Consider the following 23,683-nt stretch of genomic DNA (forward strand, 5'->3'; position numbering starts at 1 on the left):
CTCTACGGTGCTAGGCACGGCTCGCTCCCGAAGCGGCCGGGCTCACTCACAGAGCACCCCCACTGCTCAGTCCGAAGCACCCTCCGTCCCCCTCTTCGAGGTGCCCATGAGCACGACTCCTCCACAACAGGCCCTGACCGACGACACGCGCTCCGCGGCGGCCGAACACACCGGCGGTGACGGGGCGTTCGGCTGGCTGCGCGCCCTGGGCCCGCGCGGCCGGCGCGCCTTCACCGGTGCCTTCGGCGGCTATGCCCTGGACTCGTACGACTACTTCACGCTGCCGCTGAGCATGGTCGCGCTGTCCGCCTACTTCGGCCTGAGCAGCGGCCAGACCGGCCTCTTCACGACGGTCACGCTGGTGGTCTCCGCGATCGGCGGCGCCCTCGCGGGTGTCCTCGCGGACCGCATCGGCCGGGTGAAGGCGCTGATGCTCACGGTGATCACCTACGCGGTCTTCACCGTCGCCTGCGGCTTCGCGCCCAACTACGAGACGCTGCTGGTCTTCCGCGCCCTCCAGGGCCTCGGTTTCGGCGGCGAATGGGCGGTCGGCGCGATCCTCGTCGCCGAGTACGCGAGCGCCAGGCACCGGGGGCGCACCCTCGGCGCCATCCAGAGCTCCTGGGCCGTGGGCTGGGGCCTCGCGGCGGTCGTCTACACCGTGGTCTTCTCGGTGGCCGGCGACGACCTGGCCTGGCGCATCATGTTCTGGACCGGGGCGCTGCCCGCGCTGCTCGTCATCTGGGTGCGGCGCAGTGTGCACGACGCGCCCGAGGCGGCCGCCGCTCGTGAACAGAGCGCGGAGAAGGGTTCGTTCACGGCGATCTTCAAGCCGGGCCTGCTGCGGACGACGATCTTCGCCGGGCTGCTCTCGACCGGCGTCCAGGGCGGCTACTACACGCTGGCCACCTGGGTGCCGACCTACCTCAAGTCCGAGCGCGACCTGTCGGTCGTCGGCACCGGCGGCTATCTGACGTTCCTGATATCGGGCGCCTTCATCGGCTATCTGACGGGCGGTTACCTCACCGACAAGCTGGGCCGGCGGCGCAACATCTGGCTCTTCGCCCTGCTGTCGGCGATCTGCATCCTGGCGTACGCGAACATCCCGAGCGGCGCCAACACCCTGCTCCTGGTGCTCGGTTTCCCGCTCGGGTTCTGCATGTCGGCGATCTTCAGCGGCTTCGGCTCGTACCTGAGCGAGCTGTACCCGACGGCGGTGCGCGGCACGGGGCAGGGATTCACGTACAACACCGGGCGCGCGGTGGGTGCCGTCTTCCCGACGACGGTCGGGTTCCTGGCCGACAGCTGGGGTGTGGGCGGCGCGCTGGTCTTCGGGGCGATCGGCTACGGCATCGCGGCCCTGGCGCTGCTCGGGCTGCCGGAGACGCGCGGGAAGGAGCTCACATGAACCGCACGAGCACCGAGACCGGGGACCGTCCCGTCGTCCTCGTCGACGAGCACGCGCGCGCGTGGAGCCCGGAAACGGCCCGGGCCCGCTTCCGGGAGGGCCTGACAGGCCCCACGGCCGGGGTCGCCGCGGGCCACACCCAGGTCAACCTGATCTCGGTGCCCGCCGACTGGGCCTACGACATGCTGCTGTTCTGCCAGCGCAACCCCAAGCCGTGCCCCGTCCTCGACGTCACCGACGCCGGGTCCTGGACCACCGTGCTCGCGGAGGGCGCGGACCTGCGCACCGACCTGCCGCGCTACCGGGTGTGGCGGGACGGCGAGCTGGTGGACGAGCCGACGGACGTGCGCGCGTGCTGGCGGGACGACCTGGTGTCGTTCCTGATCGGGTGCAGCTTCACCTTCGAGTGGGCGCTGAGCGAGGCGGGCGTGCCGATCCGCCACGTCGAGCAGGGCCGCAACGTCCCGATGTACGTCACCAGCCGGCAGTGCCGTCCGGCGGGACGGCTGCACGGGCCGCTGGTGGTGTCCATGCGGCCGGTGCCGCCCCCACACCTGGCGGCGGCGATCCGGGAGAGCAGTCTGCTGCCGGCGGTGCACGGCAGCCCCGTACACTGCGGCGATCCCGCGGGGCTCGGCATCGACGACCTCGGCCGTCCCGACTTCGGCGACCCGGTGGCCGCCGAGCCGGACGACATCCCGGTGTTCTGGGCCTGCGGAGTGACCCCGCAGGCGGCCGTGATGGCCTCCCGCCCGCCGTTCGCCCTCACGCACGCCCCCGGGCAGATGTTCCTCACCGACGCCCGCGACGAGCAGTACCGCGTGGCCTGACAGGAGACCCGACTCGCTATGACGTCCATCGACCTGAACGCCGACCTCGGCGAGGGCTTCGGCCGCTGGCGGCTCACCGACGACGAACGCCTGCTGTCGGTCGTCACCAGCGCCAACGTGGCGTGCGGCTTCCACGCCGGGGACCCGGCCACCATGCGCCGGGTGTGCGAGCTGGCGGCCGAGCGCGGCGTCCGGATCGGCGCCCAGGTGTCCTACCGGGACCTGGCCGGGTTCGGGCGGCGCGCGATGGACGTGCCGCCCGCCGAGCTGGCGGCCGAGGTGGCCTACCAGATCGGCGCCCTGGAGGTCTTCGCCCGCGCGGCGGGTGCCCGCGTGGCCTACGTGAAACCGCACGGCGCGCTCTACAACCGCGTCGTGCACGACGAGGAGCAGGCCGGCGCGGTCGTGGACGGCGTGCTCCTCGCGGACGCCTCGATGCCGGTGCTGGGCCTGCCCGGCTCGCGCCTGCTGGAGCTGGCCGGGAAGGCCGGACTGCCGGTCGTCACGGAGGCGTTCGCGGACCGGGCGTACACCGACGCCGGCACCCTCGTGCCGCGCACCCTGGAAGGCGCCGTGGTCACCGACCCCGACACCGTCGTGGAACGGTCGCTCGGCCTGGCCCGCTCCGGCGAGGTCGTCTCCCGCTCGGGGACCCGGATCGAGGTACGCGCGCGTTCCCTGTGCCTGCACGGCGACACACCCGGCGCGGTGGAGCTGGCCCGCCGCGTGCGGGAGCGCCTGGAGGCGTCGGGCGTCCGGGTGGAGGCCTTCGCATGAAGGTCCTGCCGGTCGGCGAGGACGCCCTGCTCGTCGAGGTCTCCTCGGGCGACGAGGCCCAGGCCCTGCACGCGGAGCTGCTGCGCCGCCGCGCGGAGGGCACGCTGTCGGCCCGCGAGATCGTGCCCGCGGCCCGCACGGTCCTCCTCGACGGCCTCGACGCCCCCGCCCGGGTGGCCGCCGAACTGACCGCCGCCGAACTGCCGCCCGCTCCCCCACGCGCGCGTGCCGTGGTCGAGCTCCCGGTGCGCTACGACGGCCCGGACCTGGCCGATGTCGCCGCGCACTGGGGCGTGCCGGAGCGGGAGGTCGCCCGCCTCCACTCGGGGACGGAGTTCCGGGTCGCCTTCTGCGGCTTCGCCCCCGGCTTCGGCTACCTCACCGGCCTGCCCCCGCGCTACGACGTCCCGCGCCGGGCCACCCCGCGCACGGCCGTCCCGGCCGGTTCGGTGGCGCTGGCGGGCCCGTACACGGGCGTGTACCCGCGCTCGTCGCCGGGCGGCTGGCAGCTGATCGGCACGACGGACGCCGTCCTGTGGGACCACGCGCGCGTGCCGGCCGCGCTGCTGTCGCCGGGCACGCGGGTGCGGTTCGTCCCCGTCGAGCCGGTGGGGCACCCGTGACCGACCGCGCGCTCGCCGTCGTCCGGGCCGGGGCCCTGACCACCGTGCAGGACCTGGGACGCCCCGGGCACGCCCACCTCGGTGTGCCCCGCTCCGGGGCCCTGGACCGGCCCGCGGCGGACCTCGTCAACCGGCTGACGGGCAATCCGCCCGAGGCGGCCGTGCTGGAGACGACCGTCAACGGCTGCACCGTACGGCCCCGTTCCACCGTCACCGTGGCCGTGGCGGGCGCGCCCTGCCGGGTCACGGTGGACGGACGGCCCGTCGCCTGGGGAGCGCCGGTGCGCGTGCCCGCCGGGGCGCTGCTGGACGTCGGGCCTGCCGTGTCGGGCCTGCGCAGCTACGTGGGCGTCTCCGGGGGCATCACCGTCGAGCCGGTGCTCGGCAGCCGCTCGACGGACCTGCTGTCGGGGCTCGGGCCGCCCCCTCTCACGGACGGCACGGTGCTGCCCCTGGGCCGGCCCTCGGGCGTCCAGGCGCGCGTGGACGTCGCCCCGCAGCCGGCGCCACCGGCCGAGCTGGTCCTGCGGGTGACACTCGGGCCGCGCGACGGCTGGTTCACGCCGGAGGCCGTACGCACCTTCGTCTCGCGCCCCTACCGGGTGTCCCCGGCGAGCAACCGCATCGGGCTGCGCACGGAGGGGGCCGCCCTGGAGCGGGCCAGGCCCGGAGAACTCCCCAGCGAGGGCATGGTGCTGGGCGCCGTCCAGGTGCCGCCCGACGGCAGGCCGGTGGTGTTCCTCGCCGACCACCCGACCACCGGGGGCTATCCGGTGATCGCGGTGGTCCGCGCCGCCGACCTGGCGGCCGCCGCCCAGGCGGTTCCGGGCACGCCGGTCCGCTTCACGGCCGTACGGCGCCGCTGAACCGGCCGGACCATGTCGGTCGCCGCCGCCCCGTCAGGCCGCGTCCGGCTGCTCCGCCAAAGACAGGGCGGCCAGCGCGGCGGACACGGCCGCGGAGGCCCGCAGATCGAGCCGGGCGCTCGTACCCCGGGCACGGTGCCGGAGCTCGTCGGCGGCGAGCGTCAGGAGCTGGGGCAGCAGGTCGGTGCACCGGCGGGCCACCCAGCCGGTGCCCGCCGTGGCCAGCCACCACAGGCTCGCCGCCCTGGTCGGGACGGGGGACTCGGGCTCGGGCGAGGGCACGGGCCCCGTCGCGAGGCCGTGTTCAGCGAGCAGCGCGTGGAAACGCAGGGCCAGCTGCCGGTGCCCGCGCTCTCCGGGGTGCAACCGGTCCGCGCTCCACAAGGCACGGTCCGTGATCCAGTCGCCCTCGCACGCGTGCAGGTGCAGAGCCCCGTACCGGTCGGACAGGGCATGGACGACCGCGTTCACGGCCCGCTGCCGCCGTGCCAGCGGGTGGGCCAGTGCCCCCGGCAGCCCGAGCATCGTGCCCGGGTCGGGCAGACAGGCGGTGAGCAGGACCGCGCCCCGCTCGGTGAAGGCCGCGTACATCTGGTCGAGCCGGGCCGCCACGGCCTGGATGTCGAAGGTGCAGCGCAGGGTGTCGTTGACGCCGATGACGACGGACACGAGGTCGGGCCGCAGCTCCAACGCGGCAGGCAACTGCCGCTCCAGCACGTCCCGGGTCTGCGACCCGCTCACCGCGAGGTTGGTGAACCGGACGGGTCCCTCGAAGAGCCCCGCGGGCCCCTCGGCGAGCCCGTCCGCGAGCAGCGCTGCCCAGCCGCGCCACGCCCCGTGGCCGACGGGATCCCCCACGCCCTCGGTGAGTGAGTCGCCGAGGGCCACGAACCTCACGGGCCCCTCGAACCGCGGGGGTCTCATGCCACGCCCCCGGGCACGAAGGGCTGAACCGGACGCGCAGGGACAGCCGCGTCATGCGCGGCGAGGAACGCGTCGACCGCCGCGTCCCAGCCGAAGCACTCCGCACGCGCGCGTGCCCGCTCGCGCCGGTCCGCCTCCCGTCGTTCCAGCAGCAGGTCCACGGCGTCCGCGAAGGCCCCCCCGTGGTCCCCCGCGACGGCCCCGGCGGAGCCGATCACCTCCGACAGCGCGGACGACGCGCTCGCCACCACGGGCGTGCCGCACGCCATGGCCTCCAGCGCGGCGAGCCCGAACGTCTCGGCGGGCCCCGGCGCCAGGGCCACGTCGGCGGACGCCTGGAGCGCGCCGAGCAGCCCGCGGTCGGAGACGTGCCCGAGGAAGGTGACCGGCAGGCCGCTCTCGCGCGCCCGCTGTTCGAGCCGGGCGCGCAGCGGCCCGTCCCCGGCCACCACCAGCACCGCCCGGCGCCCGCGCCACCGCAGCGCCTCCAGGGCGTCCAACGCCGTGCCGGGCCGCTTCTCCACGGACAGCCGCGAGCACATCACCAGCAGCGTCTCGTCCACGCGCGCGTGCCGTGCCCGCAGCTCCGGGTCGCGCAGCGCGGGGTGCCGCTGCGCCAGATCGACGCCCAGCGGGGCTCGGACGACGTTGCGTGCCCCGATCCGCACGAACTCCCGCTCGGCGAACTCGGTGGTGCACACGACGCGCGCGTACGTGTGGGCCGTGCGGACGTTGAGGGCGTCGGCGGCCCGCCGGGCGGCCCCCTCGGACAGGCCCCAGGTGCGCAGCACCCCGTCGGCGGTCTCGTGGGAGACCATCACGGCCGGGATCCGGGCGCGCCGCGCCCACTTGCCGGTCCACCTGAGGGTCGTACGGTCGGACACCTCCAGCCGGTCCGGCGCGAGCTCCTCCAGGAGCCGGGCCACCCGCCGCTTGTCGGCGAGCACGCGGTAGCCGCCGGTGCCGGGCAGCAGCGGCCCGGGGAGGGTGATCACCCGCCCTTGCTCGGTCTCACGGTCGCTCATCCGCTCGCCGGGGACCACGAGGACGGGTTCGTGCCCCGCCGCCTTGAAGCCCTTGCCGAGTTCGCGCAGGGCGGTGCGCAGACCGCCGGACGCGGGCGCGACGAAGTTGGCGAGCCGCACGATCCGCAGCGACTGACGGCTGCGGCTGCCGTCACCCGGACGCGAGACGCTCATGCCGCCACCGCCGTCCTGCGCCCGGCGAGCACGTGCGCGTAGTGCCCGATCAGCTGATCCCCGACGGCCGCCCAGGTGCGGCCCTCCACGGTGGCGCGCCCGGCGACCCCGAAGGCGGCGCGCAGCCCGGCGTCTGCGGCCAGGGCCCGTACCGCGTCCCGTACGGCACTCGCGTCGCGCGGCGGCACCAGCAGGCCCGTGCGCCCGTGGGCGACCAGGTCCAGCGGCCCGCCCGCGGCGGGAGCCACGACGGGCAGGCCGCTGGCCATGGCCTCCTGCACCGTCTGGCAGAAGGTCTCGAAGGGACCCGTGTGCACGAAGGCGTCCAGCGAGGCGAAGACCCGGGCCAGATCGTCGCCGGTACGGCGGCCGAGGAAGACCGCGCCGGGCAGCACCTGTTCCAGGCCGGGCCGGCTCGGGCCGTCGCCGACGACCACGACCCGGACGCCCTCCAGGCCGCAGGCACCGGCGAGGAGTTCGACCTGCTTCTCGGGGGCGAGCCGGCCGACGTAGCCGACGATCAGCTCACCGTTCGGGGCGAGTTCGCGACGCAGGGCCTCGTCGCGGCGGTCGGGCCGGAAACGTTCGGTGTCGACGCCGCGCGGCCACAGCTCGACCCGGGGCACTCCGTGCGTCGTGAGGTCGCGCAGGGACGCGCTGGACGGGGCGAGGGTGAGGTCGGCGGCGCCGTGCACGGAGCGGATCCGCCGCCAGGCGGCGGCTTCCCCGGCACCCATGTACGTACGGGCGTATCCGGCCAGGTCGGTCTGGTAGACGGCGACGGCGGGGATGCCGAGGCGGGCGGCGACGGCCATGCCGCGCACGCCGAGGACGAAGGGGCTGGCGAGGTGGACGACATCGGCGCGGTGCTCGGCGAGGGTGGCGGCCAGGCGGCGGCTGGGGAGGGCGATGCGGACCTGGGAGTAGCCGGGGAGCGGGAGGGAGGGGACGTGGACGACGGGGCACGGCGCGTCGGCGTCGGGCTTGCTCCCGGGCGCGGGGGCCGGGGCGACGACGACGGGGGCGTGACCGCGATCGACGAGGTGCCGGGCGGTCTGGAGCGCGCAGTGGGCCACGCCGTTCACATCGGGGGGAAAGGATTCGGTCACGATGACGACACGCATACCGGTGTTCTCGCCGTGCCGGACGTGGCCGCGTCAACGTGGATCTTTCCGGACGAGGAACGTCCCATGAGCGTTCTGAGGTGCACCCGCGCAGGTCAGGCCGCGGCCATGCGCTCCTGGCCCGCGAGTCATCCCGCGTTCACCCGGGCGGCCTGATTCCGCCCTGGCGTCCTTGCGCAATCCGTCCCCGCGCCCTTGCCCCAAGGGAGTCAACCCGCTCACGCAGAGGGGTCACACGGCGGTCTCCTCGGGACCGATCCGGCTGCGTACGGCCGTCTGGACCTCGGCCTCCTCGGCCGGGTCGGCGGCGAGCCGGCGCAGTCGCTCGACGACACGGGCGTCTCCGGTCTCGGCATGCCGGGCGGCGATCTCCCGGGTGGTCTCCTCGCAGTCCCACAGGCACTCGACGGCGAAGCCGGTGGCGAAGGAGGGGTCGGTGGCGGCGAGGGCGCGGGCGGCCCGGCAGCGCAACTGGGAGGAGGCGGTCTCGCGGTAGATGTGGCGGAGCACGGGTGCGGCGCAGGCGATGCCGAGCCGTCCGGTGCCGTCGACCAGCGTCCACAGGGTCGGTGCGTCGGGGCCGTCGCCCCGTACGGCTTCGCGCAGTGCCGCGAGGACCAGGTCGCGGTCCTGCGCGCCGCCCCGGCAGGCGAGGACGCGTCCGGCGGCGGCGCCCAGCGCGTCCGGCCGCCGGGCCCAGCCGCGCGCCTGGTCGACGGCGGCGAGCGAGCGCATACGTTCGAAAGCGTCGACGGCGGCGTCCACGACGACCGTCGAGCCGGTGGCCACGGCGCCCTCGATCAGACCGAGGGCGTCGGGATCGTTGCCGTCGGCGAGGTAGCGCAGGGCGGTGCACCGGGCTCCGTCGCCGCCGTCCTTCGCCGCCTGGATGATCTCGGCCCGGTCCTCGGGCCCCGCCACGGCGGTGAGACAGCGGGCGGCCGGGACATGGAGCGCCGCGCCCCGTTCGAGGCCTTGCTGGGCCCATTCGAAAACGGCCTGCACACTCCACCCGGGGCGGGGTCCGGCCGGCCGCATCTGCCGCTGCCAGCGGTCGAAACAGCCTGTCTCGTGGGCGGCACGCACGCGTGTGGCGATGGATTCGCGCGGATCCTCGGCCCACAGCCGCCACGGCCGGGGTTCGAAGGCGTCACGGACGGTCGCGGCCAGCTCGGCGTCGCCCTCCGGATCGGCCGGGAACCGCGCGAGGACCGGTGCGGCGAGGGCCCGCAGGCCCGCGTCGTCGTCCCTGAGGGCCAGCTCGTCGAGGGCCCAGGCCCAGTTGGAGCCGTGGGCGGCGTACCTGCGCAGCAGTTCGAGCGCGTCCCGCCTGCCGTAGGAGGCGAGGTGCCCGAGGACGGCGAGGGCGAGCCCGGTGCGTGACTCGTCGGCGTCGAGGACGTCCTCGGCACCGAAGAGGTGGGCCTCGATCTCGTCCAGCTCGCCGTTCAGGTCGAGGAAGAGCCGGGCGTAGTAGAGGGAGCGGTTCTCCACCTGCCAGTCGTGGCGGGGATCGCGCAGCACGCAGTGGTTCAGTGCCGCGAGCGCCTCGGGACGCGGGGCGGTGAGCGCGTGCAGTGTGCCGTCGCCGCGGCCCCGCTGGAGCAGGCCGAGCAGCGTACCGCTGGGCGCTATGACCGGATCGAACATGGGAAACAGCCTCACATCAAGCGTCGACGCAACCGGGGACGTGTACTACCTGGCCGCGCGACAACACGTCGGAGTGTCCGCCGTTTCCTGCTTGCTGTAGACCATCTTCCTCTGCCTCTCGTCGGTGGCCCTTGCGGACCGGGTCACGGTCCGCGCGGTGCGGCAACAGCTGCCCAGCCATCACGTCCGTGAACCACGTCGTCATGATGACCCGGCAGTTCCATCTGCCGCGACCGAAATTTCGGCGGCCCTGTACCGCCTCCCCCGTTTTCGTCGTCGTTCCAGGTCAGACTGGTCGGCTCAGTGCTCGCCGAACAGTTCGAGCAATTCCGTCCGACCGAACATCCGGGCGGTGTCGACCGCCGAGGGGGTGCCGGCGGACGGGTCGGCGCCGCCCTCCAGGAGGGCCTTGACGACGCCCGTCTCGCCCTTGAAGGCCGCTCCCGCGAGCGGGGTCTGGCCTCGGTCGTTCACCCGGTCGGCCTCGGCGCCGCGGGCGAGCAGCGCGCGGACCGCCTCGGAGTGGCCGTGATAGGCGGCGAGCATCACGAGCGAGTCACCGCGGTCGTTGGTGAGGTTGGCCGGGACACCCGCGTCGACGTATGCCACGAGCGCCTCCGTCTGTCCCCGCCGGGCCAGATCGAAGATCTTGGTCGCCAGCTCCACGACCTCGGGGTCGGGGACTTCGGTCATCGGCCGGACCGCCTCTCACGCGTCTCGTCGGGTGCGTACGCCTGCAGCGGTGCAGCCGTACGAGTGAATCGCCAGAGTACTGGCTCGCGCGGCACATGACCCGATGTGCCCGAGGTAAAGATCACCACAGACCTCGCCGGGCGCAACAGCCCAGCGCGACCGGGCCGGGGACCACTCCGCCAGCCAGGCGGAATAGTCCGAATTTCACCCAGTTGCACCTTTTATCGTATGGATACATCCTGTGAGCCTGGAAGTACTCATGGTGACTGTCCCCGCGAACCAGGAGATCTCAAATGATCCTCTCCATCTCAGGCGTGGTCCTGCTCGGCATCGTCGTCTTCATCTTCTTCCGCAAGGACGGCCTGAAGGCGTCGCACGCGGTGGTGGCGATGCTGTTCGGCTTCTACCTGGCGAGCACGGCCATCGCCCCGAGCATCAAGGCGGGCGGCGAGAGCCTGGCGAGCCTCCTCGGCGGAATCAAGTTCTGACGACCCCGCTCCCCGTACGCACTCCCTGGAGGCAGCAGTGGCCCGGCGCCCCCTCCCCCGCATCCTGAGCAACGGCAGCGCACAGCTCGCCCGGAGCCGGGAGCTGGCCCGGACGGCCGCCGACAGCGCCACGGACGTCCTCCACCCGCTGATCACGATCACGCGCGGTCTGCGCCGGCTGGCAGCGGCCGGGCGGCGCAGATGGACCGAGACCCCCAAGGAGAGACGGGGGGCGCTGCTGTTCCTCGTCGCCTCCGTGCTCCTGGTCGTGGCGCTGCTGCCCTACGGACCGCTGTGCGCCGCCGTCACCCTGATGGCGGCCGCGGCCTGGAAGGGCCGGGACCGCGCCCCGGCGGCGTCCGACGGGCCCGACGAGTCGCAGTCGGAACGCCTCAAGGCGCTCTACGAGGCCCTCGTGCCGCACTTCTCCGCCACCGAGGACCCCGAGCCGCTGTACGCCCACGGCGGTGCGTGGGACAAGGCCTTCCCCACCTACGCGTTCGACGGCGCCGGCCGGATCTCGCACCTGGTGGTCCGCTACCCGGCGTACTTCACCGACGGCGAGGCCGAAGTCCGCACCCGGATCGAGCACCTGCTCGCGGCCAAGTCGGGCCGGGGCCGCGAATACCACTTCACGTGGGACGAGGAGGGCAACCAGTTGACGGTCAGCGTGCTCCTGCCGCTGCCCGTCGACATCGCCGCCCAGCGTTTCGTCACCACCCCCGGCGAGACGGTCCTCGGCTTCACCGACCCCACCGAGGTCCGGCGCACGCTCCCCCTCACCTACGGCGAACAGCGGCGGGACGCGCCCCCGGTCGTCTGGCGCACGGGCCTGCGTTCGACCGAGCCCCATCTGCTCGCCCTCGGCCAGCCCGGCAGCGGCACCTCCACCTTGCTGCGGTCCATCGCCCTCCAGGCCCTCCAGCACGGCGACGTGGTGATCGTCGACGGCGGCGGCACCGGCGAGTACGCCTGCCTGACCGGCCGGGACGGCGTCCTGGCCGTCGAGTGCGGGCTCACCGGGGCACTCGCCATCCTGGAGTGGGCCGCGACCGAGACCGAGCGCCGCCTCATCGCCGCCAACCGCGCCCACCAGGCGGGCCACCCGCCGCCCGACGACACCAAGCGCCCCCTGTGGATCCTCCTGGACCGCCCGACGGCCTTCACCCACCTGGCCGCCGCCGACGACCGCAAGGATCCCCAGGCCCTCCTCCAGGTCCCCCTGCGGCACGGCCGTCCGGCGAACGTGACGGTGGTGGTGGCCGACCAGCTCGACAGCGTCGACACCCTCACCGACGCCGTACGGCAGCACACCCGCGCGCGCGTGATCCTCGGCCCGGCGACGGCCGCCCAGGTCGAGTCGGTCCTGGGCGCGCCCCCGCACACCACGCCCGTCGACCAGGTCCCGCCCGGCCGCGGCTACGCCCGCCTGGGCACGGGCCCGGTCCACCGCCTCCAGGTCCCGGCCACCCCCAACCCCTACGACGACGCGACGTCCGACGCCCTCCGCCAGGCGGTGCTGGACCTCCTGCCGCCCCGCACGACACCGGCGGACGGGGAGACGGTGCCCGACCCGGATCCGTCGCAGGGAGAACCGGAGCTGGTCGAGCCTGAGCCGGCGGAACCGGAGCCCGTGGAATCCGAGCCAGTACCGGTACTGACGGAACCGGAACCCGAACCGGCGGAACGAAAGCCGGTCCCCGTACTGACCAAACCCACGAAGACGTCCTAGTGATCTGAGTCAGAGATTCGTCGGCAGTAGGCGGCGACTTTGTCGAGGATTTCGTCGGCGGTCTTCGTCCAGACGAACGGTCTGGGGTGCTCGTTCCAGTCGGTGAGCCAGGCCCGGATGTCGCGTTCGAGGGCTTGGACGGAGCGGTGGACGCCGCGCTTGAGCTTCTTCTGGGTCAGCTCGGCGAACCACCGCTCGACCAGGTTCAGCCAGGACGCGCTGGTCGGTGTGAAGTGCAGGCGGAACCGCGGGTGGGCCAGCAGCCACCGTTTGATGTCGGGCGTCTTGTGAGTCGCATAGTTGTCCAGGATCAGATGAACCTGCAGATCAGCCGGGACTTCCCTGTCCAGCTTCGCGAGGAACTTCTTGAACTCCGCTGCCCGGTGGCGGCGGTGGAGGGAGCCGATGACCTTGCCGGTGGCGACCTCCAGGGCGGCGAAGAGGGTCGTGGTGCCGGCCCGGACATAGTCGTGGCTGCGGCGTTCGGGAACGCCAGGTACCATCGGCAGAACCGGCTGCGACCGGTCCAGGGCCTGGATCTGCGACTTCTCGTCCACGCAGAGCACCAAAGCCTTTTCCGGCGGATCGAGATACAGACCGACGACGTCACGGACCTTGTCGATGAACAGCGGGTCCGTGGACAGCTTGAACGTCTGCGACCGGTGCGGGGCCAGGGCAAACGCCCGCCAGATCCGCGAGATCGTCGACTGGGACATGCCCGTGGCAGCGGCCATCGACCTCGTCGACCAGTGGGTGGCGTTCTTCGGTGTCTCCTCGAGCGTCTTGACGATGACCCGCTCGACGTCGGCATCGGTGATCTTCCGGGGGACGCCGGGCCTGGGGTCGTCGCACAAGCCGTCCAGACCCCGCTCGATGAAGCGACGCCGCCAGGTGCGGACCGTGTCCGGAACGATCTGCAGCCGACGGGACACCTCCATGATCGAGTGGCCCTCGGCGCACTCCAGCACGATCCGAGACCGCTGGGCCAGAGCCTGAGCCGTCCTACGTCGACGTAGCCAGCCTTCCAGCACCGCCCGCTGGGCATCAGTGACCGACAACGGCGGAATCTTCGGACCCGGACGACTCATGCCCGACTAACGACGAATCTCTGACTCAGGTCACTAGCCGCGGTCAACCAGGCCGATCGCCGCAGCCACGAGCCCGGCCTGGCCCGGCTGGCCCGGCCCTACGCCACGAACGTCCGCGGCGACTCGCCGGCCCCCACACCCCCGTCCTCCACGATCCGCGCCGCCGCAGCCAGCCGCGCGGCCGCCTCCTCGGCCACCGCACCCCCCACGGTGAACGGCAACCGCACATACCCCTCGAACGCCCCGTCGACCCCGAAGCGCGGTCCGGACGGCACCCGCAGGCCCACCCGCTCCCCCGCCTCCGCGAGCCGCGAGCCGGACAGACCGCCCGTGCGCACCCACAGCGTCAGGCCGCCCCGAGGCACCTCGAACTCCCAGGTGGGCAACTCCCGCCGCACCGCCGCCACGATCTCGTCCCGGTTCTCCCGCGCCTGCTCCCGCCGCATCCTGACGGCCTGCTCCCAGCCGCCCGTGCCGAACAGCCAGTTCACGGCCAGCTGCTCCAGCACCGGCGTACCGAGGTCCGCGTACGCCCGCGCCGCGACCAGGCTGCGGATCACGTCGGGCGCGGCCCGCACCCACCCGATGCGCATCCCGGCCCAGAAGGCCTTGCTCGCCGACCCCACGGTGATCACCGTCGACCCGGCCGGATCGAAAGCGCACACCGCCCGCGGCATCCGCACGTCCGGGTCGAGCCACAGCTCGCTCATCGTCTCGTCGGCGATCAGCACGGTCCCCGCGGACCGGGCCGCGTCGACCAGCCGCCGCCGCTGGTCCTCGTCGGCGAGCGCACCGGTCGGATTGTGGAAGTCGGCGACGACGTAGGCGATCCGGGGCGCGGCGTCCCGCAGGACCTGCCGCCAGCGGTCCATGTCCCAGCCCGCGAGTCCCTCGGCCATCGCGACGGGCACGAGCCGGGCCCCGGCCTCCCGCATCAGCTGGAGGATGTTGGCGTACGAGGGCGACTCGACGGCGATGCGCTCGCCCCGCCCGGCGAACAGATGGCAGATCGCGTCGATCGCGCCCATCGCCCCGGTCGTCACCATGATCTGCTCGGGCATGGTCGGTATCCCGCGCGCGGTGTAGCGCTCGGCGATCATCGACCGCAGCGCGGGCAGCCCGGCGGGATAGTCGCCGTGCGTGTGCGCGTACGGCGGCAGTTCCTCCAGCGCGCCCTGCACGGCCCGGGTCAGCCACGGCTCCGGGGCCGGAAGCGCCGCACAGCCCAGGTCGATCATCGAGCCGAGGGCCTCCGGCGGCAGGGGTTCCAGCCCGCGCGCGGGCAGCGGGTTCCCGGCCGGTACGGCGGTCCAGCTGCCCGCGCCGCGCCGGGACTCCAGGAAACCCTCGCTGCGCAGGGCCTCGTAGGCGGCGGCGACCGTCGTACGGCTGACGGACAGGGAGAGGGCGAGTTCCCGCTCGGCGGGCAGCCGGGCGGCCACCGGGACCCGCCCTTCGAGCACCAGCAGGCGGACGCCGTCGGCGAGCGCGCGGTAGGCGGGCGGCCGGCGCGTGCCGGGCCCTGCCGGGCGGTCGTGCTGGGAGTTGAGCAGCCGCGCGAGCTGAGTCGCACCCACGGCCGAGGTCCACTGCGCCATGAGAATCAGTCCACCTTCCCCGGATTGGCCATGGATGGCCTCTCCATCCAAGCCACAGGGTGTCATGCATCAGTCCACTACCACCAGGGGGGCACATCATGTCCACGCAGCGGCGGCTCGCCCGGCGTCTGACGCAGCTCTACGTCGGTCTCGTTCTGTACGGCGCGAGTTCGGCGCTGCTCGTCAGGTCGGGCCTCGGACTGGAGCCGTGGAACGTCCTGCACCAGGGCCTCGCCGAGCGGACCGGTCTGTCCATCGGCGTCGTGCTGACCATCGTGGGCGCCGCGGTGCTGCTCGCATGGATCCCGCTGCGCCAACGGCCGGGCCTGGGCACGATCTCCAACGTGCTGGTCATCGGCATGGCGATGGACGCGACGCTGGCCCTGGTGCCCGACGCGCACGGCTGGGCGCTCCGCGTGACCCTGCTGGCGGCGGGGATCGTCCTGAACGGCGCGGCGACCGGCCTGTACATCGCGGCCCGCTTCGGCCCTGGCCCGCGCGACGGTTTGATGACGGGCCTCCACCAGCTCACGGGCGTCTCGATCCGCCTGGTGCGCACGGGCATCGAGCTCACGGTCGTGGCGACCGGCTTCGCGCTGGGCGGCACCGTCGGGGTCGGCACCCTCCTGTACGCGGTGGCGATCGGCCCGCTGGCCCAGCTGTTCCTGCGCGTGTTCGCCGTCCCCGCGGCATCCGGCGGCAGCACGGTCGTTGCCACCGGTCAACCCCGAGGAGCGATACTGCGTCCGTGACCCCGCGGATACGCCATCCCTACCTCGACCATCCCGGCCCGATCGCCTTCGCCCACCGGGGCGGGGCCGCGGACGGCCTGGAGAACACCGTGCGGCAGTTCCGGTGCGCCGTCGAGGCGGGTTACCGGTACATCGAGACCGATGTCCACGCCACCCGGGACGGCGCACTCGTCGCCTTCCACGACGCGACCCTGGACCGGGTGACGGACGGCGCGGGCCGGATCGCCGACCTGCCCTGGCAGGAGGTGCGCCACGCGCGCGTGGCGGGCGAGGAGCCGGTGCCGCTCTTCGAGGAGCTCCTGGAGACCTTCCCGGACGTCCGCTGGAACGTCGACGTCAAGGCGGAGGCCGCCCTGCTGCCCTTCCTCGACCTGGTCGGCCGGACGAACTCCTGGGACCGGATCTGCCTCGGCTCGTTCTCCGAGGCGCGGGTGGTGCGCGCCCAGCGGCTGGCCGGCCCGCGCCTGGCCACCTCGTACGGCACCCGGGGAGTGCTCAACCTGCGGCTGCGCTCCTGGGGGCTGCCGGCCGCGGTGCGCCGTTCGGCGGTCGCCGCCCAGGTGCCCGAGATCCAGTCCGGCATCCAGGTCGTGGACCACCGTTTCCTCCGCGCCGCCCACGCGCGCGGGCTCCAGGTGCACGTGTGGACCGTCAACGACCCGGAGGGCATGCACCGGCTTCTCGACCTCGGCGTGGATGGCATCATGACCGATCACATCGACACGTTGCGCAAGGTCATGGAGGACCGCGGCGTCTGGGTCTGAGACCCGGCCGGTCGCCTCTGCGCGTTCACGGGGAGGCGAGGGCACGGGTGGGCACCGACACCGCGCGTCCGGAGGCGGCCGACGGGGCCGCGGGACTGAGGCGCGAGCAGCGCGGCTGGTACTTCTACGACTGGGCCTGCTCCGTCTATTCGACGAGCGTGCTCACCGTGTTCCTGGGCCCCTATCTGACGTCGGTCGCCGAGTCGGCGGCCGATGCCGACGGGTACGTGCACCCCCTCGGGATCCCGGTGCGGGCCGGGTCCTTCTTCGCGTACTCGGTGTCCCTGTCGGTGATCGTGGCCGTGCTGGTGATGCCCCTGGTGGGCGCCGCCGCCGACCGCACCGGCCGCAAGAAACCCCTCCTCGCCACCGCCGCCTACCTGGGGGCCACGGCCACGACGGCGATGTTCTTCCTGGACGGCGACCGCTATCTGCTCGGCGGGGCGCTGCTGATCGTCGCGAACGCCGCGCAGTCCGTGGCGATGATGCTCTACAACTCCTACCTGCCGCAGATCGCCCCGCCCGAGCAGCGGGACGCGGTCTCCTCCCGCGGCTGGGCCTTCGGCTACGCGGCGGGCTCGCTGGTCCTCGTCGTCAACCTGGCCCTCTACACCGGGCACGACAGCTTCGGCGTCTCCGAGAGCACGGCGGTCCGCATCTGCCTGGCGTCGGCCGGCCTGTGGTGGGGCGCGTTCACCCTCATCCCGCTGATCCGGCTCCGCGATCGCAGGTCCGCCGCCCGGGAGGCGGCCCTTCCCGGGTTCCGGCAGCTCGCGGCGACCGTCCGCGACATGCGCCGGCACCCGCTGACCCTCTCCTTCCTGCTCGCCTACCTCGTCTACAACGACGGCATCCAGACGGTGATCTCCCAGGCCTCGGTCTACGGCTCCGAGGAGCTCGGCCTCGGCCAGTCCACCCTGATCGGCGCCGTGCTGCTGGTGCAGGTACTGGCGGTGGTGGGAGCGCTGACGATGGGCCGGCTGGCCCGGACCTACGGCGCCAAGCGCACGATCCTCGGCTCGCTGGTGGCGTGGACGGTGACGCTGGCGGCCGGGTTCTTCCTGCCGGCCGGGGCACCGGCGTGGTTCTTCGCCCTGGCCGCCGGCATCGGCCTGGTCCTCGGCGGCAGTCAGGCCCTGTCCCGGTCCCTGTTCTCCCATCTCGTCCCGCCCGGCAAGGAGGCCGAATACTTCTCCGCGTACGAGATGAGCGACCGCGGAATGAGCTGGCTCGGGCCGCTGGTGTTCGGGCTCACCTACCAGCTGACCGGGAGTTATCGGGACGCGATCATCTCGCTGGTGGGCTTCTTCGTCATCGGGTTCGCCCTGCTCGCGCGGGTTCCGGTGCGGCGTGCGATCGAAGAAGCGGGGAACCCGGTTCCTGACAGAATTTAGCGCTCGGCGCGAAAGGGCTGTAGTGTACGCGTTTGGCCTGCCAGGCGTACCGTTACTGCGCGTCAAAGATGCCGAAACGCTGGGTTACATCTGCTAGCAGATGTGACAAACCGGGCGCTGGTGGGTACAACAAGGGCGGCTACGACGGCGACGCATGACCCGGAACGGGACTCGGAACGGGAATCTTTACCGCCGACCGGACGTTGACCGGATGACGACGACAGCGACACCTGTCCTGTGGGCGACAAGCCCGGGAGGCACGATTCATGAGTGAGCGAGCTCTTCGCGGCACGCGCCTCGTGGTGACCAGCTACGAGACGGACCGCGGCATCGACCTGGCCCCGCGCCAGGCCGTGGAGTACGCATGCGAGAAGGGGCACCGGTTTGAGATGCCCTTCTCGGTCGAGGCGGAGATCCCGCCGGAGTGGGAGTGCAAGGTCTGCGGGGCCCAGGCACTCCTCGTGGACGGCGATGGCCCTGAAGAGAAGAAGGCCAAGCCCGCGCGTACGCATTGGGACATGCTGATGGAGCGGCGCACCCGTGAGGAACTCGAAGAGGTCCTCGAGGAGCGCCTGGCGGTTCTGCGCTCCGGGGCGATGAACATCGCGGTTCATCCCCGAGACAGCCGCAAGTCGGCGTAAGTCCCTCCGGGGTCTGGCCGAAAGTTACAGCGCGTCAAGGACCGCGGGCGCCGTACGTGAAGTACGGCGCCCGCGGTTTTTGTCATGCCTTCTTGCGGATGGTGCGGCGTGCGTGCCCGCGGATCAGTGCGCCGTGCGTTCCCGCGGATCAGTGCGTCAGCGGCGGCCGCGGTTCCTGCGCTGCGTCGCCCCGGTCGTCCCTGATGACCTCGCCCTGGACCACCTTGCCGTCGGGGCGGTGCATACGGGCCTGCTGGAAGGCGCCGCCCAGGGTGCCCGGGTCGGCCTCGCGGAGCTTGCGCTCGAAGGTGCGCTCCGCCGTGCGGCTCACGGCCTTCTGGACCGGGGGCAGCAGCAGGAGCAGACCCACCGCGTCCGACACCAGGCCGGGGATCATCAGCAGCAGTCCGCCCAGCATCATCAGGCCGTTGCCCTCGCTGTTCGGCCGGGCCTCCGCGGGCATCACGCCGCTCTGCTGCTGTTGCAGCGTCTCGGAGAGGTTGCGGAAGGCCCGCCGGCCCGCCCGCTTGATGACGACCGAGCCGAGGACGAACCCCGCCACCAGGACGAGGAACACCACCAGCCCGCTCGACGCCCCCGCGACCAGGATGAGCAGCCAGATCTCCAGGACGAGCCACGCGGCGAGCCCCAGCGGCAGGAACGTACGCAGCCGGGAGCGCCGGGGCCGGGCGGGATTACCGGGGGTCTGAGCGCCAGTCGTCATGTCTCCAGTGTGCCTGGGCCCGGCTCAGCGCGGGATAAGGCCCCGATCAGGTGTTTCTGTGAGCGGCGGGCGAGGAGGGAGCGCGCAGTGCCGGTTACGACGTCGACGGCTTGCCGCCGCGCCCCGTGACCTTGCCGACCCGCTCCCCCACACCCCAAGCCGTGACCCGCCACAGGGCCTCGACGAGGATGTCGCGGCTCATCTTGGAGTCGCCGTGTTCACGCTCGACGAAGGTGATGGGCACCTCCACGACGTGGTAGCCGGCCTTGACCGCGCGACGGGCGAGGTCGACCTGGAAGCAGTAGCCCTGGGAGGCGACCTCGTCGAGGCCGAGGCCCTCAAGGGTCTCCCGGCGGAAGGCGCGGTAGCCGCCGGTGATGTCGCGCAGCGGCAGGTCGAGCGCCAGCCGGGAGTAGAGGCTCCCGCCCCGGGAGATCACCTCGCGGGACTTCGGCCAGTTCACCACCCGGCCGCCGGGCACCCAGCGCGAGCCGAGCACCAGGTCGGCGCTCTTCAGGGCGGTGAGCAGACGGGGCAGTTCCTCGGGCTGGTGGGAGCCGTCGGCGTCCATCTCGACCAGCACGCCGTAGTCGTGCTCCAGGCCCCAGCGGAAGCCCGCGAGGTAGGCGGCGCCCAGGCCCTCCTTGCCCTTGCGGTGCAGCACGTGGACGTGGTCGTCGTCGACGGTCAGTTCGTCGGCCAGCTTGCCCGTGCCGTCCGGGCTGTTGTCGTCGGCCACGAGTACGTGCGCCTCGGGGACGGCCTCGCGCACCCGGCCGACGATGCTCTTGATGTTCTCCGCCTCGTTGTAGGTCGGGATGATCACCAAGGCCGTGCCGAGCGGGCCGAACTTCCTCCCCTGGGCTCCTGCCGCGAGGGTTCCGTCGCCGTCGTTCACTGATGCCCCTTCATGTCCGTACGCAGGGGTCCACCATAGTGGGCCCGGCCTGCGATGACGTGATAGGCCGTTCGAATCGTGGTGTCGAATCCACAAGACCCGGGTAAGAGCGCGCCTCCGGGGGCGAGCGTACGGCGGATGGGGGCCCGGCGCCCTTCGGGCCGACCTGGGATCCGCCGGCTGCGGATCGACCGAAAGCCGTTGTCTACTGAGCGCCCGGGCCCCACCCGGGGTCACACCTCCCCGACCGGCCGGAACGTTCCCTCGGCGCCGCGCCGGCCTGAGCCTGGCTCCCAGTGGCGGTGCCCCGGTGCGGCACACCGTCCCTGACCCGGCGGCGCTGCGGCGAGTGGGCGGACGTACCCCGGTCGGGCGTCCGGTGGTGGACTCGGCCGAACCTACCGGCCCCCTGCGGCCGCCTGTCAACAGCCATTTGACCTGCGCATCGTTCGGCAAAGCCCTGGTCAGCGCGGAGGATGCGCAGGTCGCACGCCAGGGGCGCGGCGCACGATCGTGTGCGCGCCACCCCCGTAGATCACTCGCCCGGCCGTACGAACACCGTGTGTCCGCCCACCACGGTCCGCAGGCAGACGGGCAGGTCGCGGCCCGGGGTCAGGTCGGGCAGTCCCGGGGTGCCGGAGCGGGGATCGGTCGACCAGCGCGCGACCCGGTCGTCCGGGGCCTGGACCACGAGTTCGCCGGTGCGCCACACCGCGTAGTCGGCGGGCGCCCCCGGCGCCAGGACGCCCGCGTCGTCCCGTCCGACGGCCCGCCAGCCGCCGCGCGTGTGCGCCGTGAACGCAGCGCGCACGGAGATGCGGTGCTCCGGCGTGCGGTGGAAGGCGGCGGCGCGCACCGTGCCCCAGGGATCGAGGGGTGTGACCGGGCTGTCGGAGCCGAAGGCGAGCGGCACACCGGCGCGCAGCAGCGCCGCGTAGGGGTTCAGGGTACGGGCCCGCTCGGCCCCCAGCCGCTGCGCGTACATGCCGTCCGCGCCGCCCCACAGGGCGTCGAAGGCGGGCTGGACGGAGGCGGTGAGACCGAGCTCGGCGAAGGCCGCGACGGTCTCGGGCGTGAGCATCTCGGCGTGCTCGATCCGGTGGCGGGCGGCCCGGATGCGGGCGAGACCGAGCTTCTCGGCAGCGGCCCGCACGCCCTCGACCACGGAATCCACCGCGGCGTCGCCGATGGCGTGGAAGCCGGCCTGGAGGCCCGCCTCGGTACAGGCCACGACGTGGGCGGCGACGGCGGCGGCGTCCAGATAGGCCCGGCCGGTGTGGTCGGCGTCGGCGTACGGCTGGTGCAGGCAGGCCGTGTGCGAGCCGATCGAGCCGTCGGCGAACAGGTCGCCCGCGGCGCCGGCCGCGCCCAGTTCCCGGGCCTTGGCGACGTCCTCCTCGGCCCAGTAGCCGACGACGCGCGGACCGGGCTCCTCGGCGGCGAGCCGCAGCAGACCGGTGAAGTCGTCCTCGGAGGAGATCTCCGGGCCGCCGCACTCGTGGATCGTGCCGATGCCGAGCGAGACGGCGTGCGCGAGGGCGGCGCGCTGGGCGTCGGTGCGCTGCCGAGGCGTCACGGCCGCGAACGCGGCGGCGCGGACGGCGTGGTGGGCATCGGCGGTGAGCGGTCCGTCCGCGCGCGGGAGGTCCGGGACCATGTCGAGCAGGGCCGTGGTGACGACCGCCGAGTGGACGTCGATCCGGCTGAGGTAGAGCGGCCGGTGTCCGGTGGCCTCGTCGAGTTCGGCACGCGTCGGGGGACGTCCGCCGGGCCAGCGGGCGGTGTCCCAGCCGTGCCCGAGCAGCACGCGGTCGTGCGGCCGGGCGGCGGCGAAGTCCCGTACGAGGGCCAGTGCGGACTCGAGGGAGGGGGCGGCGGACAGGTCGAGGCCCGTGAGCGCGAGGCCGGTGGCGGTGGTGTGCACGTGGGCGTCCGTGAACGCCGGGGTGACCAGGGCCCCGTCCAGGTCGATCACTTCGTCGACACCGTCCGCGAAGGCGTCGGCGGCTCCCTCCGAGCCGACCCAGGCGACCTGCCCCCGCTCCACGACCATCGCGGTCGCGAACGGATCGGCAGGGCTGTGAACCTCTCCGCGACGGAGCAGGACGGTCTTCGGCGGGGCACTGGACTCACTCATGAGGACCAGTCTCGCGCCTCACTCCGACCGCTACGAACAGGGGTGACCCCCAACAGCCGAACAGGGAGGCCCGGCGGTCAGATCCGCGGCGGCCGTGCCTCGTACGGCGTGGACAGCACCACCGTCGTCCGTGTGGACACGCCCGCCAACGACCGCACCCGTGCGAGCAGTTCCTCCAGTTCGTGCGGCGTGGCGACCCGCACCTTGAGGATGTAGTTCTCGTCGCCCGCGACGCTGTGGCACGCCTCGATCTCGGGCACGTCCGCGAGGCGGTCGGCGATGTCGTCGGGCGCGCTGGGGTCGAAGGGCTTGACCGAGATGAACGCGGTCATGGGCAGACCGACGGCCTCCGGGTCGACGACCGCGGCGTAGCCGCGGATGACGCCACGCTGTTCCAGCCGGCGCACCCGCTGGTGCACGGCCGACGTGGACAGGCCCGTGGCCTTGCCCAGGTCGGTGTAGCTCATCCGCCCGTCCTTGACGAGCAGCTGCACGATCTGTCGGTCCAGCTCCTCCATGGCGCAAGAACCTACAGTGCGGTTGATCTCCTCCGATACCTGAGCGGCCCGGGCCATGCCCGGTTCGTGAGCCGGCCGGTGGGCGACGGTCAGCCGTCCGGGGGACAAACCGGCCGCAGTGGGCACCTGCGTGCGGCATGTGACGAACGCCACAGGGCTCGAACAGTCTCCGTAATGTTCTCGTGATTACCGCCGAGGGCGGACGGGAAGTGCTTGCTGTGGTCGAGGCCGCAGTGCCTGATACGGCCCAGCCCGAGGGGGAGAACCCAATGCAGAGTCTTAAGCGCCCAGGTCGCACCGCACCCAAGCGGCAGCAGCTCGTCGTCGAGCCCGAGCCGGAGGGCGTCGAACCCGACACCTTCGACGACGAACTCGACGCCTACGACACGTTCGAGATGTACCGGGTCGTATGCCCGGACTGCGCGCAGCCAATCGCCCTCCTGGCGGACGAGGAGGTCCTGCCGGAGCACGCGCTGTGCGCCTCGCCGTGGAACCCGTTCGGACTCACGGTCTGTGCCGGAACCGGCCGCAGGGCCACGGACGCCCGCCCCGCGGACGAGTCCGTCGACCCTCAGGAGCAGGACACCGCCCTGCTGTTGACGCTGCCTCAGGGACTCGACTGGCGGACCCAGCCCTTCTCGCACGTCGGCGGGCCGGGCTCGCGCCCCATCAGGGTCCCCGTCATGCGCCGCCAAGCGGCCTGAGCGCGGGCCCTCTTCGCCCGCTCGCTCCATCCCAGTGACTGCCCCGCACCACGGCTCGCAGTCTGCCGTGGTGCGGGATCAGTGCGTCCAGATGTATTGAACTCCCCTGAACGCACGCGCGATTCCGCCCCGGGGTGACCTGTCCGGCCTC

23 protein-coding genes are annotated in these 23,683 nt (G+C 73.0%); 12 read left to right on the top strand and 11 right to left on the bottom strand.

Features of this window, described 5'->3' with window-relative positions:
- The first annotated feature begins 106 nt into the window (after nucleotides 1–106).
- Genes QF034_RS06400 through QF034_RS06420 form a run of 5 tightly spaced genes read left to right on the top strand, consistent with a single transcriptional unit; the run spans nucleotide 107 to nucleotide 4,504 of the window.
- Nucleotides 107–1,408 carry an MFS transporter gene (locus tag QF034_RS06400; protein ID WP_307174014.1) on the top strand — a complete coding sequence of 434 codons (1,302 nt, stop codon included), beginning with the start codon at nucleotides 107–109 and terminating at the stop codon, nucleotides 1,406–1,408.
- Entirely contained in the window at nucleotides 1,405–2,238 is an 834-nt protein-coding gene (locus tag QF034_RS06405; RefSeq protein ID WP_307174015.1) for a putative hydro-lyase, read from the top strand. The genes QF034_RS06400 and QF034_RS06405 overlap by 4 nt, the downstream gene beginning before the upstream one ends.
- A gap of 18 nt (nucleotides 2,239–2,256) precedes the next feature.
- Nucleotides 2,257–3,015, top strand: coding sequence for a LamB/YcsF family protein (locus QF034_RS06410; protein ID WP_307174016.1), 759 nt, complete (start codon nucleotides 2,257–2,259; stop codon nucleotides 3,013–3,015).
- Nucleotides 3,012–3,638 (top strand): 5-oxoprolinase subunit B family protein, encoded by a 627-nt coding sequence (locus QF034_RS06415; protein WP_307174017.1) that lies wholly within the window; start codon nucleotides 3,012–3,014, stop codon nucleotides 3,636–3,638. Before QF034_RS06410 ends, QF034_RS06415 begins: the two co-directional genes overlap by 4 nt.
- Nucleotides 3,635–4,504, top strand: a complete 870-nt coding sequence (locus tag QF034_RS06420) for a 5-oxoprolinase subunit C family protein (RefSeq protein WP_307174018.1) — start codon at nucleotides 3,635–3,637, stop codon at nucleotides 4,502–4,504. Before QF034_RS06415 ends, QF034_RS06420 begins: the two co-directional genes overlap by 4 nt.
- Nucleotides 4,505–4,537: 33 nt before the next feature.
- Here the strand turns inward: QF034_RS06420 and QF034_RS06425 are convergent, their stop codons facing one another.
- The 5 genes from QF034_RS06425 to QF034_RS06445 all read right to left on the bottom strand — a co-directional run bounded on the left by QF034_RS06425 (nucleotide 4,538) and on the right by QF034_RS06445 (nucleotide 10,094).
- Complete coding sequence (locus QF034_RS06425; RefSeq protein ID WP_307174019.1) at nucleotides 4,538–5,428, bottom strand: SGNH/GDSL hydrolase family protein; 891 nt, start codon at nucleotides 5,426–5,428, stop codon at nucleotides 4,538–4,540.
- A complete protein-coding gene (locus QF034_RS06430) occupies nucleotides 5,425–6,627 on the bottom strand; it encodes a glycosyltransferase (RefSeq protein ID WP_307174020.1) in 1,203 nt (400 codons plus the stop codon). The genes QF034_RS06425 and QF034_RS06430 overlap by 4 nt, the downstream gene beginning before the upstream one ends.
- On the bottom strand, nucleotides 6,624–7,751 hold the full coding sequence (locus QF034_RS06435; RefSeq protein WP_307174021.1) for a glycosyltransferase family 4 protein: 1,128 nt from the start codon (nucleotides 7,749–7,751) through the stop codon (nucleotides 6,624–6,626). The genes QF034_RS06430 and QF034_RS06435 overlap by 4 nt, the downstream gene beginning before the upstream one ends.
- Nucleotides 7,752–7,982: 231 nt before the next feature.
- A complete protein-coding gene (locus QF034_RS06440; RefSeq protein WP_307174022.1) occupies nucleotides 7,983–9,401 on the bottom strand; it encodes an amino acid adenylation domain-containing protein in 1,419 nt (472 codons plus the stop codon).
- A gap of 300 nt (nucleotides 9,402–9,701) precedes the next feature.
- Nucleotides 9,702–10,094 carry an ankyrin repeat domain-containing protein gene (locus tag QF034_RS06445; RefSeq protein ID WP_307174023.1) on the bottom strand — a complete coding sequence of 131 codons (393 nt, stop codon included), beginning with the start codon at nucleotides 10,092–10,094 and terminating at the stop codon, nucleotides 9,702–9,704.
- A gap of 293 nt (nucleotides 10,095–10,387) precedes the next feature.
- Between QF034_RS06445 and QF034_RS06450 the strand changes: the two genes are divergently transcribed.
- The gene (locus QF034_RS06450) at nucleotides 10,388–10,582 is read left to right on the top strand and encodes a hypothetical protein (protein ID WP_030843336.1); all 195 of its coding nucleotides are present in this window, start codon (nucleotides 10,388–10,390) and stop codon (nucleotides 10,580–10,582) included.
- A 37-nt stretch (nucleotides 10,583–10,619) separates the two neighbouring features.
- The gene (locus QF034_RS06455) at nucleotides 10,620–12,314 is read left to right on the top strand and encodes a hypothetical protein (RefSeq protein ID WP_307174024.1); all 1,695 of its coding nucleotides are present in this window, start codon (nucleotides 10,620–10,622) and stop codon (nucleotides 12,312–12,314) included.
- On the opposite strand, the gene QF034_RS06460 is transcribed toward QF034_RS06455, so the two are convergent.
- Nucleotides 12,311–13,402, bottom strand: coding sequence for an IS630 family transposase (locus QF034_RS06460; RefSeq protein WP_307173531.1), 1,092 nt, complete (start codon nucleotides 13,400–13,402; stop codon nucleotides 12,311–12,313). The two genes, QF034_RS06455 and QF034_RS06460, sit on opposite strands and share 4 nt — an antisense overlap.
- A 98-nt stretch (nucleotides 13,403–13,500) precedes the next feature.
- On the bottom strand, nucleotides 13,501–15,000 hold the full coding sequence (locus QF034_RS06465) for an SCO1417 family PLP biosynthesis transcription factor (RefSeq protein ID WP_307174026.1): 1,500 nt from the start codon (nucleotides 14,998–15,000) through the stop codon (nucleotides 13,501–13,503).
- A gap of 98 nt (nucleotides 15,001–15,098) precedes the next feature.
- Between QF034_RS06465 and yczE the strand changes: the two genes are divergently transcribed.
- The 4 genes from yczE (at nucleotide 15,099) to QF034_RS06485 (ending at nucleotide 18,551) form a co-directional block, all read left to right on the top strand.
- Nucleotides 15,099–15,752: a membrane protein YczE gene (yczE, locus tag QF034_RS06470; protein WP_307174027.1), complete on the top strand. Its 654-nt coding sequence runs from the start codon at nucleotides 15,099–15,101 to the stop codon at nucleotides 15,750–15,752.
- Nucleotides 15,749–16,516 (top strand): glycerophosphodiester phosphodiesterase family protein, encoded by a 768-nt coding sequence (locus tag QF034_RS06475; protein WP_307174028.1) that lies wholly within the window; start codon nucleotides 15,749–15,751, stop codon nucleotides 16,514–16,516. The genes yczE and QF034_RS06475 overlap by 4 nt, the downstream gene beginning before the upstream one ends.
- A 47-nt stretch (nucleotides 16,517–16,563) precedes the next feature.
- The gene (locus QF034_RS06480) at nucleotides 16,564–17,910 is read left to right on the top strand and encodes an MFS transporter (protein WP_307174029.1); all 1,347 of its coding nucleotides are present in this window, start codon (nucleotides 16,564–16,566) and stop codon (nucleotides 17,908–17,910) included.
- A gap of 266 nt (nucleotides 17,911–18,176) precedes the next feature.
- Nucleotides 18,177–18,551, top strand: coding sequence for an RNA polymerase-binding protein RbpA (locus QF034_RS06485; protein ID WP_003977404.1), 375 nt, complete (start codon nucleotides 18,177–18,179; stop codon nucleotides 18,549–18,551).
- A 148-nt stretch (nucleotides 18,552–18,699) separates the two neighbouring features.
- On the opposite strand, the gene fxsA is transcribed toward QF034_RS06485, so the two are convergent.
- The 4 genes from fxsA to QF034_RS06505 form a co-directional block, all read right to left on the bottom strand.
- On the bottom strand, nucleotides 18,700–19,275 hold the full coding sequence (gene fxsA, locus QF034_RS06490) for an FxsA family membrane protein (RefSeq protein WP_307174030.1): 576 nt from the start codon (nucleotides 19,273–19,275) through the stop codon (nucleotides 18,700–18,702).
- A 94-nt stretch (nucleotides 19,276–19,369) separates the two neighbouring features.
- Nucleotides 19,370–20,173: a polyprenol monophosphomannose synthase gene (locus QF034_RS06495; RefSeq protein WP_307174031.1), complete on the bottom strand. Its 804-nt coding sequence runs from the start codon at nucleotides 20,171–20,173 to the stop codon at nucleotides 19,370–19,372.
- Nucleotides 20,174–20,708: 535 nt separating this feature from the next.
- Nucleotides 20,709–22,310, bottom strand: coding sequence for an amidohydrolase (locus tag QF034_RS06500; RefSeq protein WP_307174032.1), 1,602 nt, complete (start codon nucleotides 22,308–22,310; stop codon nucleotides 20,709–20,711).
- Nucleotides 22,311–22,387: 77 nt separating this feature from the next.
- Nucleotides 22,388–22,828 carry an Lrp/AsnC family transcriptional regulator gene (locus QF034_RS06505; RefSeq protein WP_010046337.1) on the bottom strand — a complete coding sequence of 147 codons (441 nt, stop codon included), beginning with the start codon at nucleotides 22,826–22,828 and terminating at the stop codon, nucleotides 22,388–22,390.
- A 269-nt stretch (nucleotides 22,829–23,097) separates the two neighbouring features.
- Here QF034_RS06505 and QF034_RS06510 point away from each other — a divergent pair, with 269 nt between their 5' ends.
- Nucleotides 23,098–23,532, top strand: coding sequence for a hypothetical protein (locus QF034_RS06510; protein ID WP_086564322.1), 435 nt, complete (start codon nucleotides 23,098–23,100; stop codon nucleotides 23,530–23,532).
- Nucleotides 23,533–23,683: the final 151 nt, after the last annotated feature.

Source organism: Streptomyces africanus (genome assembly GCF_030816955.1).
GTDB classification, from domain to species: Bacteria; Actinomycetota; Actinomycetes; order Streptomycetales; family Streptomycetaceae; genus Streptomyces; species Streptomyces africanus.